This window comes from Bacteroides salyersiae WAL 10018 = DSM 18765 = JCM 12988, from assembly GCF_000381365.1.
In the GTDB taxonomy this organism is placed as follows: domain Bacteria; phylum Bacteroidota; class Bacteroidia; order Bacteroidales; family Bacteroidaceae; genus Bacteroides; species Bacteroides salyersiae.
Window position 1 is genome coordinate 1,415,316 of record NZ_KB905466.1, and the last position, 14,109, is coordinate 1,429,424.

Here is a 14,109-nt window from a genome sequence, read left to right on the forward strand (position 1 = left end):
GTGCCAATGTGCCAATGTGCCAATGTGCCAATTAGCTGCGCTGTGAAAAAAGTTAGCAAAGTAATTGGCGCACGGGTACATAAATTCATTGGCACATTGACTCATTTCCGCATTGGCACATTGGCACATTGGCGCATTGGCACATTATTAATCATCCTATTACTTACGGGATGCTCGACTAAAAAGAATACGAAAGGAAGCCGTTTCTATCATGCGATGACTACCCGCTACAATGTATACTTTAACGGGAATGAAGCCTATAAATCGGGATGTAAAGCTATCGAAAAGGGGAATAAGGATAACTACATGGAGATGTTGCCGCTCTATCCTATCGGTAATAAATCGACGGTCGGTACCGGAAGCGGTGATTTTGAACGTGCCATCGAAAAATCGCAAAAGGCCATCGCCGTGCACTCCATCAAGCGAAAACCTCCCCGGAAGCCGGGAAAACGCTATACACCCGAATACAAACAATGGCTGGCACGCCGTGAATTCAATCCGTTCCTGCACAATGCCTGGATGCTGATGGGAAAAGCACAATTCCAGAAAGGAGACTTTCCGGAAGCAGCCGCTACTTTCTCATACATCGCACGACTCTACGCCGGACAACCCAAAATCACGGCAAATGCCCGTATTTGGCTTGCCCAATGCTACACACAGATGGGGTGGTATTATGATGCGGAAGATGTTTTGCAAAAAGTGAACAATGACAGCCTTCCGGCTACACTGGCTCCGGCATATTCCAGAACATATGGACACTACTTGCTGGGAAGCCAACGTTACCGGGAAGCCATTCCCCACCTGCTTACTACCATCAAAAACGAAAAGAACAAACGGCAAAAATCCCGCGAGTATTTTCTTTTAGGACAACTATACCAATTGTTACAAGACCCGGCTAAAGCATATCAGGCCTATGGAAAGGTTATCAAACTCAGCCCTCCCTATGAGATGGAATTGAACGCGCGTATCCGCCAGACGGAATGTTTTTCATATGGAGAACTAAGTAATCCCGCACAAGTAAAGAAGGCCACAGACAAATTGTACCGGATGACACGCAGTGATAAAAACAAGGAGTACCTCGATCAGATTCATTATGCATTAGGAAACATCTATCTTTCGGCCAAAGACACTGCCCAAGCTATCAAAGAATATCATCTGGGAGTAGAAAAGAGTACACGCGGAGGGGTGGAAAAGGGAATACTGCAACTCACCTTAGGCAATCTTTGCTGGCAAATGGGCCGCTATGCCGAAGCACAAACGGCCTATGCTGATGCCACCGGGTTGCTGGACAAGACACATCCGGAATATGAAGAGCTCACAAGACGTTCTGAAGTATTGGATGAGTTGGTGCCTTTCGCTACTGCGGTAGAATTGCAAGACAGTCTGCAACATCTGGCGTCATTGGACAGTGCTGCCCGTATGGTGGTAATCGATACATTGATAGCACGGGTTATTCAGAAAGAAGAGGAAGAAAAAAGATTGGCAAAAGAGGCCGAACGGGACGCCATGCGTGAAGCTGTTGCTGCCGAAAATGCTGCCAATGCTCCACAAAGACCGACTACCACACAACCGACTGTCCCTACCGGAGACAATTCCTGGTATTTCTATAATTCACAATTGGTGACACAGGGTAAAGCAGATTTCCAACGTCTGTGGGGACGCCGCAAATTGGAGGATAACTGGCGAAGACGAAATAAAACCGTGGTTTCTCTGGATGACTTCGACCCTGTCAATTACGATGAACCGACAGCAGAAGGAGACTCGATCGGCAATGGAGGTACTCAAGACGAAAACATATCCGGTGACGGCGAGAGCCTGCAACCTGCTGCTCCGGGTTCGGAACTGGCTGCCGACACAACGACCATCGACGAAAAGAATCCGTTGTTCTACCTGCAACAAATTCCATTGACGGAAGAAGCGATGGCGGCTTCCAACGAAATATTGTCGGATGGATTGTTTAACATGGGAATGATATACAAAGATAAACTGGAAGATTTCCCACGTGCAGAACATTCGTTCGGACGGTTAATCCATGATTTTCCCGACTTCGCCCAATTGGATGAAGCATACTATAACCTGTTCCTGATGTTGGGACGAATGGAACGCATGGCGGATGCCAATCTTTACAAACAGCAGTTGATCGAGCGTTTCCCGGACAGCAAATATGCCAAGACACTCTCTGATCCGGACTTCGCCTACAACGCCGTTTATGGAAAGCATTTGGAAGACTCGCTCTATGCCGACACGTACAAAAAGTATCAGGCAGGGGAGTATAACCGGGTAGTGACGAATGCGGAGTTATCCGCAAAGAAATATCCGATGGGGCAACACCGCCCGAAATTCATGTTCCTGCATGCCGTAAGCGCCCTGCAAAGAGGAGACCAGAAACAATTCCTCAGCGAACTGAAAGAGCTGGTACAGCAATATCCGGAAAACGAAATTACTGATCTTGCCGCACATATCCTGAAAGGAGTACAGGAAGGCCGTCTTCTGTCGGAAGGCAGTGTTTCTTTCGGAAGTATATGGTCACGCAGAAATGCCGACATTGCTTCAGACAGCACACGGACAGCCGGAATGGACAGCATTCCGGAATTCAGCGCGGAACGTAACACACCATTCGTATTCGTCCTTGCGTACGAAGAAGGAAAGGTAAACGAGAATCAGCTTCTTTATGAAGTGGCCCGTTACAACTTCTCCTCATTCATGGTAAAGAACTTCGACCTCGCCTTCTCCCACGACCGGGGTATCGGCCGGTTAGTCATCAGTTCCTTCGCCAATTATGACGAAGCGCAATATTACCAACGCCAGCTCTACGCTGATCCGCATATGAACGAAAGGCTCAGCGGAATGAGAGCGATCCTTATTTCTCAAGCCAATTATGAACTATTGAACCAGTTCTATAGTTTTGATGATTATGACACCTTCTATCAACGCACTTTCAATCCGTTACCGGCCGGTACAGACGAAGACCTGCCGATAGACGGCAGCACGTTGGATGAACCGTTGCAGAACCTGCCACCGGTAGACGAGAACGCCACGGAAGACGAAGATGAAGGCGAAGAGATAGACGATACCGGCGGCTCTTTCTATGTATACTAAAGCGTATCCCTCACGGGTATCGCCATGAAAGCGCAACCAAATAGTAAATAGTAAACTGTAAATAGTAGATATCAAGATGAAGAAAGACCGATTACTTTGGGTAGATGACGAGATAGACCTTCTCCGCCCGCATATTCTTTTCCTCGAGTCGAAAGGCTACGAGGTTCATACTGTAAGTAACGGACAAGACGCTCTTGACCGTTGCCGTGAAACGGACTATGACCTTATCTTCCTTGACGAGAATATGCCCGGTATCAGCGGGCTCGAGACATTGGCACAGATAAAGGACATCTCTCCTACCGTGCCTGTTATCATGATTACCAAGAGTGAGGAAGAGGATATTATGGATATGGCAATCGGCAGTAAAATAGCCGATTATCTGATTAAGCCTGTCAATCCCAACCAGATACTCTTATCTTTAAAGAAAAACCTGCACCGCCGCGACATTGTGTCGGAAGTGGCGCAAACGGCTTATCAACAGAATTTCGGTAAAATAGGCATGCAGATCAATGACTCCCTGACTGCCGACGACTGGATAGAGCTCTATCGCCGTCTCGTCTATTGGGAACTGGAGTTGGAAGCAAGCGACAGCCCCATGAGCGAAATGCTGTCCATGCAAAAGACAGAGGCCAATACCGCCTTTGCCAAATTCATCAAGAGAAACTACCTTGACTGGATGAAAACAATGGATCCCACACGCAAAGGGAATGTTCCGCAGGAGGCCCCAATGATGAGTCCGGACTTGATGAAACGCAGTATTTTTCCTTTGCTCGACCAAGGGGAGAAAGTCTGTTTCCTTGTGCTCGACAACTTCCGTTATGACCAATGGCGTGTTGTAGCCAGCGAGTTGTCGGAACTTTTCACTTTCGAAGAACAACTCTATTTCAGTATTTTGCCTACGGCCACGCAATATGCACGTAATTCGATATTTTCCGGACTCATGCCCGATCAGATAGCGCGTATGTTTCCTGATTTGTGGGTGGACGAGGACGAAGAAGAAAGCAAGAATTTGAATGAAGCTCCACTGATACGAACCTGCTTCGACAGGTATCGCCGTCAGCATACTTTTTCGTATCATAAAATAAACGATGCATCTGCCGGTGAACGCCTTGTCGCCCAGCTTCCGCAACTGATGCAAAATGATCTGAACGTGGTAGTATTCAACTTTATCGATATGCTGAGCCATACCCGCACGGAAAGTAAGATGATCCGCGAACTCGCTTCTACGGAAGCTGCTTATCGTAGCCTTACCCTGTCATGGTTTCGCCATTCACCGGTACGCGACTTGCTGAAAGAACTTGCAGCCCGAAAAGTACGGGTAGTGGTTACCACTGATCACGGCAGTATCCGCGTAAACAATCCTATCAGAGTACAAGCCAACAACGGAGAAATCAACACAAACCTGCGCTACAAACTATCACGCAATATGTCGTACAATCCGAAACAAGTATTCGAAATAAGCCGCCCGGCAGATGCCCTGTTGCCATCGCCCAATGTAAGCACGAAGTACATCTTCGCCAGTGGACGTGACTTCCTGGCCTATCCTAACAACTTCAATTATTATGTATCTTACTATACTAACACTTTCCAACATGGAGGTATCTCGATGGAAGAAATGATCATTCCGCTTATCACGATGAAGGGAAAATGAGGTGATTCGAGATGGGAGAAGGGAGATTTGAGATGGGAAAATGGAGATGGAAGAATTTAGGGGGGGGGTGTTTAGAGAAAAGGGAAGAAAAACATGATGTAATTAATAGTAAACAGTAAATTGTCCAATAGGAAATAAAATTATGGAAATTAAAATTCAATCATTAGACCAGATACACGAAGCCGCACGGGAGTTTATCTCTGCTATGGGTGACAATACGGTCTTTGCCCTTTACGGAAAAATGGGAGCCGGGAAGACTACCTTTGTAAAGGCACTTTGTGAAGAGTTAGGGGTTTCGGATGTTATCACTTCTCCTACGTTCGCTATCGTCAACGAATACCGCTCCGATGAGGGAGGTGAATTGATTTACCACTTCGATTTTTACCGGATCAAAAAGCTCAGCGAAGTATACGATATGGGATATGAAGACTATTTCTATAGTGGTGCTCTCTGTTTCATAGAATGGCCGGAACTGGTGGAAGAACTCCTTCCGGGTAATGCCGTAAAGGTAACCATTGAAGAATTGGAAGACGGAAGCCGGAAAATCACTCTTTAGTAAACGATGACGCCGCACTACTTTATTCTGGGTCTGTTCGCCCTTGCCGGAACCATCTCTCTCCTTGCTTCATTATTAAACTGGGGATGGTTCTTCACTGCACACAATGCACAAGCTGTTGTCAGACGAATAGGTCGTACCCGTGCCCGAATTGTTTACGGTATATTGGGATTGTTATTGATTGGGATGGCCTTCTTTTTCCTCCATTCTCTTGGAATTACGATTAGAATGTAGTATATTTGCCAATGTAATCATAAAGTAGATTCAGTTAAACTGTACATAAAGGAGGAGATCGCAAGATTTCCTCCTTTCTTTTATATATACCCGTGAAAGGGGTTCCAAACAGGATATTTAGTATACTTTAGAACAGTGTTTGCCGGAAATATGCCGGCATGTTACGGTTCGTTTCATTACTTGTTACAACGCTTTGCATTATCGGTTGCAGTAGAAAAGGTACTTTTTGCCGGATGACGTTCTTTTTAGTTAAGAATAAGTAAATCTGCTCTTGACAAAAACAGGAGACAATGACAAACCGGCATCGATTACAATCCGGAAAATGATAACATATCAATCACTTATCACTAACCATTAACCACTTGTCACTAACCGCTTGTCACTAATCGTTTAACCGCTAACCATCATATCAACTGTCTCGACTTCATCTCCAAATATTTATTGATAACATCGACAGACAAGTTATCGGGAGTAGTCAGGACGGAATAGATGCCGTGTTGTTTTAGCGTATTTACGATAAGCCGTTTCTCATACGCAAACTTCTCGGCAATGACATGACGATAATACCCCTCAGTGTCCACAGGTTTTCCGGCAACATATTCTTTCAGATCGGCATCTTCAAAGAACACCACCAATAAGCGATGCTGGCGAGACAGTTGTTGCAGATAAGGCAGTTGCCGGTTCATACTGTTGAGGTTACTGAAATTGGTATAGAGTATTAACAAACTGCGTTTCCCTATATGTTTGGCCAAGTGCACGCACAGGGCGGAGAAGTCGGTTTCCCCGAAAGTGGTCTCCTGCGCATAAAGACTTTCGAGCAAAGTCTGCATCTGCCCCGTCTGCTTGGAAGCAGGGACAAAGGTATCGAAATGTTCGTTAAAAGTCACCAGCCCCGCTTTATCATCTTTACGTATAGCCACATACGAAAGAACAAGTGAGGCATTGATGGCATAATCCAACAAGGTCATTCCTTTAAAGGCCTGCTGCATGATACGCCCTTTGTCTATCACATTATATATCTGCTGCGAACGTTCGTCCTGATATACATTGACCATTAGCTGATGCCGCCGTGCACTGGCTTTCCAGTTGATCGTACGATAATCATCTCCTTTCACATAATCCTTTATCTGTTCGAACTCCGTCTGATGACCCACTTTCCGGATTTTCTTTATACCTAATTCCGTGAGGTTATCACTCATAGCAAGCAACTCGTAACGGTGTAACATCAAGTAAGAGGGATATACTTTTATCTTTTGTGGCCCGGCATCTGTAAAACGACGTTCAATCAGTCCGATACGCGTAGTAACAAACACACGGATGTATCCGAAACCATACGTCCCCCGCCGGGTGGGATACAGATGATAGGTAATCGTTTTCCCTTCACCGCTTCCGAGAGACAATTTAAAACAGATATCACGCTGCTGGAATATAACAGGCACCTCATCGATAACCGACAACCAGACAGGGAAAGCATAGCTGCTTTCCACGCGCAAATGTACCTCGTTATCATCTCCATTCGAGAAACGGGAAGAACATTGCCGGAAACTCCTGATCCCCTTCGTGCGATAGAGAAGAAAAAAATCCATCGCAACCGCAAAAATTAAAACAGCCAATGCGATCTGCCCCAACAGGAACAGAGTACCCAACATATACCCGCCGCAAAGCAGCAGGATAATGACAAGGATAAACAGATAAAAACGCCGGGACAAATACATGAATTTATTTACGATTTGACGATTTACGATTAAAATAACTCTTTTTTATACTTTATTATTTATAAGCTTCTCATTCTATGAAGTTTTTGTTCCATCAGTTTCCGTTTCAAGGCTTTTAATCGATATTCAATGACAACTTTTCCTTCTCCCATCTCAATTCTCCCGTCTCCCCTCTCAATTCTCCCCTCATTTCGGTACCTCTACTTTGTCGATGAGCCGTTGCGTCACCTTTACCGGAGAATAGCCTTCCATTTCTGCTTCTGCTGTGAGAATAAGGCGGTGCTGGAGTACATAGGGAGCTACGAACTTAATGTCCTCGGGAGTTACGAAATCGCGTCCCTGCAGAAGGGCATACGCCTTGGAGGACTGCAACATAGCCACAGAAGCACGGGGCGAAGCACCTAGATAAACCGCTTTACTGGTACGGGTTTGCTGCACGATAAGAGCAATATACTGCAACAGTGTGCGATCCACGAACACCTTATCCATCAGCTTGCGGAATGCCAGCAATTCGTCACGGGTAATTACGGGATGAACATCTTCCAGCTTCACCAAAGCAGCATTCGTATGATGGCGTTCAAGAATACTCACCTCCTCTTCCAGCGACGGATAATCCATCGTTATCTTCATCAGGAAACGGTCGAGCTGAGCTTCAGGAAGTTTATACGTACCCTCCTGTTCCACCGGGTTCTGAGTGGCAAGAATGGTATAAAGTTCTCCCATCCGGTAAGTTGAGCCGTCGATACTGGCCTGCCGTTCCTCCATCACTTCAAAAAGGGCGGACTGTGTTTTTGCCGGAGCACGGTTGATCTCGTCCACCAACACCACATCGGCAAATACAGGACCGCGATGGAAATCAAACTCATTGGTCTTCAAATTAAAAACCGTAGTACCCAACACATCACTCGGCATCAGATCGGGTGTAAACTGTACGCGGCTAAACTCAGCGTCGATCAGACGCGCCGTAAGACGGGCAAGCAATGTTTTCGCCACACCGGGCACACCCTCTATCAGCACATGACCGTTGGCAAGAATCGCTGTAAGGACAAGATCTACCGTGCGTTCCTGTCCCACAATGATCGAAGCGATCCGTGCTTTCAGCGCACCGATCTTTTCGGCAAAAAGAGTTAAATCAGTACGTGGAACTTCATTCTGTACCTCTTCCACAGAAGATGCGGAAGGCGTTGCTTCTGCCATGGGTTCATTCATATCATTCATAAGCTATCTATTATATCGGGTTCAATATTTCATTTATTATCATCTACATCCGGCTTAATATTTCATTCATGCCGTCTATATAATCTTTCATCTCCTGTTCCGAAACGTTCCGCTCCCCCTTGATGACAGACCGCAAGCCGGCAAAGAGCCTTGCAATCTTCTCTTCTTCCATACCCGTTTTGTTGGCTATTTTCCGGTAAAGGGTTCCTTCATCGACCTCCTCTTCCACATCTACCTGTATATTCCGTCGCAAAGCCTCTGCAAAATAAGTAAACTTCTTACGCACCAAATCCGCATGATTCTTCTTCTGAAAGTATAGCGTCCCTATCAGTTCGGTAAATTCCAGTGTCTTGTTCTCCGGTTGGCGGATAACCGGAATCGGTCTCTGCCGCCTACGAGCAGTAAACGCCATGAAGAGCACGAGTGCAATCATCGTCAGATAAAGCCCCCAGCGAAGAGGTGGCTGCGACAGAAAATAACGGAATGGCGAACGTTGTTCATACTCCGATTTATTATAAGCCTCCGTGCGATACAACGGCAAGTCTTTCGCCGGTGAGAGCAAACGGAAGATATAAGCGGCATTATTTTTATCGAGTACACCATAATTGGTAAACAGCAGAGGAGTAGAGATAAGGACAATCTCTCCTTTTCCTACAGGATGCCGCAGAGCAAGCACTCCCGTAGGCAATTCAACAGGAAGTCGTACCGAATCCTGCGACTCGGGCAATGTATCTTTCAACTGGCTTCGTATCAGACTATCTGCAGCTAACGTTATCGAGTCTTTTCGTGACGCGGCTGCCCGGTCTCTCCTCACCAAGGGTACGGAAAGCGAATCATATTTTGTAAAAAAGGCATCACACAGTTGCGGATAAACCTCGAAGATCGCCGCAGGATAAGCACTCGCAGAATCAGCCAACCAATACAGGCTGTCGCGACGATTGACCGCCCCTACATATTTCTTTAACTCCGAAGCACGAAACCATGCATAAGACATATCATACCCTAATGTATCGGACAGCGAAAAACCGGTAGCCGCCAGTATCACCTTATTCCCCCGTTCTGCCAGACGCATAATCGCATTTCTATCGGTTTTCGTAAACTGAAAGCGCTGGGCAACAGCAAGTATGGCAAGAGGTTCGTCCGTCGTATCATTCTCAAAATTATAGAAAGTCCAATCATTCAAATAATAATCTCCCGGCCAGGAATCCGTCAGCACATCATCGAAAATAGCACATCCAAACGGCTGGTAATCATACCGGCTGAAAGTAGGATTCCACACAAACTTCTTCGGCAGGTTATATTCCACCAGAAACATGACAGCCAGAAAGAGCACCATAGCGAGAATAAACCAACGACTGCCTTTCATACCCCACCTCCTTCTACCATTTCCTTCTGAAAGGCTTGCATCTCACGATAAAGGATAACGGTTGCTTCAAAGTTACCATAGCGAACGCGAAGAAAACGATTGGTCAATTCACGGAAAGGAGTCTTCAGGGTGTCAATCTTTATTTCATAAATATACTCGGTCGGCGTCTTATAAGGTTGCCAGTCTATTTTCCCGGCGTCACTCAAAAACTTCAAGGTCTGAAGATAAAGCAGTCTCACTGCTTCCCGGTAATCATTGCGGAAAACGGCCGCGTCTATCTCTTTCTGAAAATCCACGCCATAGATGGTATCCTCCTCCACCCCGTAGGACAAAGTTCTTTTCGAACGCATAAACAGTTCCGGACGCTTCTTATAGATAAACCAGACAATCAATAATAGCGCAACGACAAACAACGCAACCAAGATCGTTTCCGTATATTTTTCAGCAAATGTGCTACCGAATATTTTCTGCAACAACTTACCCAACCACAAATTAAGCCACGCAATGAGATCGAACTCAGGCGTGATTAATTCACGGTTATAATCATACTCCGGTTGACCTTGCCAATAGGCAACGGTGAGCGAATCATAAACGATCGTATCGGCTGGTGCAGTCATCCGATCGTACTATCAAAGATTATCGAAATTATCAATGTCTTCTTCCACAGAAACACTGTCCACCACTTCGGAAGCATGTCCGTATTGATAAGCCAGGCCGATAATGGTGAATATGGTAGAAAGATACATTCCGAAAGCCTGTAGAATCCCCATTAAATAGAGGAAGAAATTATAAACGGGAGAGATGGTAACCGCACTTCCACTATCACTCATAGCGAAAAAGTATTTCACAATAGTAGCCACATACCAAGGCAGCATTGTGATACCTTGCAGGATACCGCCAATCAATCCCATTATCAAAGCAATGAGAAAAACACCGCCCCAAGTCGCAAATCCTAAACGGTACGTCTTTTTGAATGCTTCCCAGATACCGATATTTTCAAATAAATAAATCGGCGAAAACAAAGACAGAGGAATCACACAAGCCACCAGCATCGGAAGAGTGAGAATCAAGGTGAAAGGAGTAAGAGCGGCCAACAACCCCATAACCACACATAGGATAATCATTATCAATATACCGAACAAGGTAAGTTTCAACAACCGGCCCACATTTTTAAACAACAGAGATTTCAAAGAAGAAAGGGTAACTCCTTCCAAGCGCTCTTCACGTTCATTGTAGGTCTTGATCAGTGCATAAACCAGTGAGGTAAGGATAACAGAGCCGATGAGGTAACAAATTATAGTCAATCCGTAATTCACCCAGAACATCGTTCCGAAATCTGCCAAAGGATTGGCAGCGCCGGCCTTAACCCCCATCGTGATACCCATAGAGCCATTCATCAGCCCATTCAGGCTCAATGCCTGAATCAGACACAAGGGCAATATCAGATACGTGGCAAACTTGAACAAAGGTTTCCAGTTCTCCTTTATAAAATCAAATGAAGCGTTCATCTTATCCCCGAAAGAACGCTTTACATACATTGCTACTTTAGCTTTTTGTGACTCCATGTTGTTTTCTATTTGGTAAATAAATATAGTAGAAGATAATAAATGCAAGTGAAAGCAGAATGATACCTAACCGGAGTACCGTTGGAAACTCGGTATGACGCGTAAGGAAACCTTCTATAAAACCCGCCATGATAAATACCGGAACGGTTCCCACAACTATTTTCAATCCCCTCTTGGCTCCCCGCCGGAAAGAAGCGGTGCGCGAATAAGTACCCGGAAACAGCCAGCCATTTCCAAGTGCCAGTCCGGCAGCACCTGCCACAATGATCGCCCATATCTCAAGCGTACCGTGCAGCCAGATGGCCAGCATAGATTCGGCCAACAGTCCCTCTCCGTAAAAGAAAGTCTGAAAAGCCCCTACCATGATTCCATTGGAAAGCAACATATACCCTGTTCCGAAACTGGTCAACAATCCCATCGCAAAGCAATTGAAAGATACCATGATATTATTCAGCGTAATGCCCAAGAACATAGGCATCTCCTCCGAACCGTTATATACCGCCATCGGTTCACCATTAGCTATATTTTCAAGTGTCATATCCACATAGCCATTGCCCAGAATCAACCGGACAAAGTTCGGATCATTCCAAGCCGAAATGATACCTATCACAACACTGGCAGCGAAAATGAGAAAAGATACCAACAATTCCTTACGGGCATCATGCATCGTTTGCGGCACTTCCTGCGTCCAGAAAGTAATAATCCGAGTCCACTTTTCGCGCTTATTGCGATAAATCACATTGTGCAATGCAAAAGCCAGATTGTTGAGATAAATGGTGATACGGGAAGAAGGATAATGGGTCTGTGCAAAAGCTAAATCGGCGGTAAGTTCCGTATATGCGTCGGCCAGACGGTCGGGATTAAACTTATCAGCTTTCTCCACCACCTTCTCTGTCTCTTTCCATTTTTCAATGTTCCGGCGAATAAACGTAACTTCTTTCATCGTTTAAGGGATTCGAATAGAAGTTTTGTCCGAATCCGAAGCAAAAGTAAGAGATTTATGATATATTTGCAACGGAATCACAAAAATGTTTAAAAAGAAATGGCAGAATCCACTATTATTACAGGACAGTTTGTACGTATCAGCCAGACACCAGCAAGTATAGGCGAACGTATGCTGGCTCTGATTATAGACTATTTCTTCCTGTTCATTTATGTAATAGGATTTAGTGTTACTCTGTCTTATCTTAGGATTCACGCTTATTCCGGCTTTTCATTCTTCTTTCTTTTTGTGATTGTTTACCTGCCGGTACTCTGTTATTCGTTGTTGTGCGAAGTCTTCAATCGCGGGCAAAGTCTGGGAAAACGTCTGCTGAATATCCGGGTGGTGAAAGCTGACGGATCCACGCCGAGTCTTAGTTCTTATCTGCTGCGTTGGCTTCTCTTTCCTATCGATTTGCCGATCACAGGCGGATTGGGAGTTATCGTCATTTTATTGACTAAGAATCATCAGCGTTTGGGTGATCTGGCCGCCGGAACAATGGTCATTAAAGAAAAAAATTATCGTAAAATACAAGTCAGTCTCGACGAATACGACTACCTGACCAAAGGTTACCATCCGGTATATCCTCCGGCAGCCGATTTATCACTGGAACAAGTGAATGTAATTAATAAAACGCTCTCTTCTGGAAGTAAAGACCGTGCCCGGCGTATACGGCAACTGGCTGACAAAGTACGTACACTCCTATCCATAAAGCAGACAGAAGGAAGTGACGAGAAATTTCTACAAACGCTGTTGAGGGATTATCAATATTATGCCTTAGAAGAGATATGATAAAAGAGTAGTAAGTATTTAAGTAGTGAGTAGTTAAGTAGTCAAGTAGTAAGTAGTAAGTAGTTAAGTGGTAAGTAGATAAGTAGGTAAGTAAGAGAAATACATTAAGCAAATCATTTCTACTTGACTACTTAACTACTCACTACTTGACTACTTAACTACTTAGCTACAACAGGAATTCCGGAAACGAGTTATTCTACTTGCCCCAGAGAGTTTCCATATTCCATTTCTCCCTGTACCACAAAAAGAATCTCTTCGGGATCAAACTCTCCCATTTCATCTTTCTTGGCCTCCTTAACAATATAGTCCACCACTTGCTCCAAGTCAATGTTGACATAACCTTCTTCATCGGGTTGGGCATCCAAGATACCACTTTCAGAGTAATACTCGTCAATTAAATCCAAGAAATAGTAAAGTTCATCATCAGTGAACTTTTCCTTCAGTTCCTGCGGCAAATAGTTTTTGATATACTCGATGGTTTTTTCATCATCGGCATCAGCAAGTAAAAAATCGTCTTCCAGTCCCATAGTTCAATGTTATTAAGTTGAAAGCTTATAAATTATAATAAGTTCTTCACTTTTTCCACAAATACAGGTTTGCCAACCGCACCTACCTGCTTATCTACAATCTCTCCGTTCTTAAAAAAAAGAACAGTCGGAATATTACGGATACCATATTCGGCAGCCATATCGCTATTTTCATCTACATCGCATTTACCGATGATAACCTGTCCTTCAAACTCCGTTGCCAATTCCTCGATGATAGGACCTACCATCTTACAAGGCCCGCACCAAGGGGCCCAAAAGTCAACAACAACCGGCTTTCCTTCTGTGAGGATCTCCTTATAGTTGCTGTCTGTAATTTCTAAAGCCATAATTTTAAAAGTTAATAGTTAGAATTAAGCAGCCCGGAAGTTTCATATACCCTCCGT

The 14,109-nt window shown here is 44.9% G+C and carries 13 protein-coding genes; 5 read left to right on the forward strand and 8 right to left on the reverse strand.

From position 1 onward, the window contains the following. Positions 1 to 42 precede the first annotated feature (42 nt). The 4 genes from porW to HMPREF1532_RS20775 all read left to right on the forward strand — a co-directional run bounded on the left by porW (position 43) and on the right by HMPREF1532_RS20775 (position 5,540). On the forward strand, positions 43 to 3,099 hold the full coding sequence (gene porW, locus HMPREF1532_RS05340) for a type IX secretion system periplasmic lipoprotein PorW/SprE (RefSeq protein WP_445291856.1): 3,057 nt from the start codon (positions 43 to 45) through the stop codon (positions 3,097 to 3,099). 76 nt (positions 3,100 to 3,175) lie between these two features. Further along, positions 3,176 to 4,750 (forward strand): T9SS response regulator signal transducer PorX, encoded by a 1,575-nt coding sequence (gene porX, locus HMPREF1532_RS05345; protein ID WP_005925906.1) that lies wholly within the window; start codon positions 3,176 to 3,178, stop codon positions 4,748 to 4,750. A gap of 142 nt (positions 4,751 to 4,892) precedes the next feature. After that, complete coding sequence (tsaE, locus tag HMPREF1532_RS05350) at positions 4,893 to 5,306, forward strand: tRNA (adenosine(37)-N6)-threonylcarbamoyltransferase complex ATPase subunit type 1 TsaE (RefSeq protein ID WP_005925909.1); 414 nt, start codon at positions 4,893 to 4,895, stop codon at positions 5,304 to 5,306. Between the two features lie 6 nt (positions 5,307 to 5,312). Further along, the gene (locus tag HMPREF1532_RS20775) at positions 5,313 to 5,540 is read left to right on the forward strand and encodes an immunity 17 family protein (RefSeq protein WP_005925912.1); all 228 of its coding nucleotides are present in this window, start codon (positions 5,313 to 5,315) and stop codon (positions 5,538 to 5,540) included. A 404-nt stretch (positions 5,541 to 5,944) separates the two neighbouring features. Here HMPREF1532_RS20775 and HMPREF1532_RS05355 read toward each other — a convergent pair whose 3' ends face one another. From HMPREF1532_RS05355 to HMPREF1532_RS05380, 6 genes are all read right to left on the reverse strand, one after another. After that, entirely contained in the window at positions 5,945 to 7,255 is a 1,311-nt protein-coding gene (locus tag HMPREF1532_RS05355) for a DUF58 domain-containing protein (RefSeq protein WP_005925915.1), read from the reverse strand. Between the two features lie 186 nt (positions 7,256 to 7,441). Beyond that, positions 7,442 to 8,452 carry an AAA family ATPase gene (locus tag HMPREF1532_RS05360; RefSeq protein WP_122281997.1) on the reverse strand — a complete coding sequence of 337 codons (1,011 nt, stop codon included), beginning with the start codon at positions 8,450 to 8,452 and terminating at the stop codon, positions 7,442 to 7,444. Positions 8,453 to 8,516: 64 nt separating this feature from the next. Beyond that, the gene (locus HMPREF1532_RS05365) at positions 8,517 to 9,839 is read right to left on the reverse strand and encodes a DUF4350 domain-containing protein (protein ID WP_005925921.1); all 1,323 of its coding nucleotides are present in this window, start codon (positions 9,837 to 9,839) and stop codon (positions 8,517 to 8,519) included. Further along, positions 9,836 to 10,456 carry a DUF4129 domain-containing protein gene (locus HMPREF1532_RS05370; protein ID WP_005925925.1) on the reverse strand — a complete coding sequence of 207 codons (621 nt, stop codon included), beginning with the start codon at positions 10,454 to 10,456 and terminating at the stop codon, positions 9,836 to 9,838. Before HMPREF1532_RS05370 ends, HMPREF1532_RS05365 begins: the two co-directional genes overlap by 4 nt. A 12-nt stretch (positions 10,457 to 10,468) precedes the next feature. Next, positions 10,469 to 11,404: a hypothetical protein gene (locus HMPREF1532_RS05375; RefSeq protein ID WP_005925928.1), complete on the reverse strand. Its 936-nt coding sequence runs from the start codon at positions 11,402 to 11,404 to the stop codon at positions 10,469 to 10,471. Then, entirely contained in the window at positions 11,385 to 12,347 is a 963-nt protein-coding gene (locus tag HMPREF1532_RS05380) for a stage II sporulation protein M (RefSeq protein WP_005925930.1), read from the reverse strand. The genes HMPREF1532_RS05375 and HMPREF1532_RS05380 overlap by 20 nt, the downstream gene beginning before the upstream one ends. A gap of 99 nt (positions 12,348 to 12,446) precedes the next feature. Here HMPREF1532_RS05380 and HMPREF1532_RS05385 point away from each other — a divergent pair, with 99 nt between their 5' ends. Next, the gene (locus HMPREF1532_RS05385) at positions 12,447 to 13,178 is read left to right on the forward strand and encodes an RDD family protein (RefSeq protein WP_005925933.1); all 732 of its coding nucleotides are present in this window, start codon (positions 12,447 to 12,449) and stop codon (positions 13,176 to 13,178) included. A 191-nt stretch (positions 13,179 to 13,369) separates the two neighbouring features. Here the strand turns inward: HMPREF1532_RS05385 and HMPREF1532_RS05390 are convergent, their stop codons facing one another. Both HMPREF1532_RS05390 and trxA read right to left on the reverse strand, forming a co-directional pair. After that, the gene (locus HMPREF1532_RS05390; RefSeq protein WP_005925937.1) at positions 13,370 to 13,705 is read right to left on the reverse strand and encodes a hypothetical protein; all 336 of its coding nucleotides are present in this window, start codon (positions 13,703 to 13,705) and stop codon (positions 13,370 to 13,372) included. A gap of 32 nt (positions 13,706 to 13,737) precedes the next feature. After that, a complete protein-coding gene (trxA, locus tag HMPREF1532_RS05395; protein ID WP_005925940.1) occupies positions 13,738 to 14,052 on the reverse strand; it encodes a thioredoxin in 315 nt (104 codons plus the stop codon). Positions 14,053 to 14,109 lie beyond the last annotated feature (57 nt).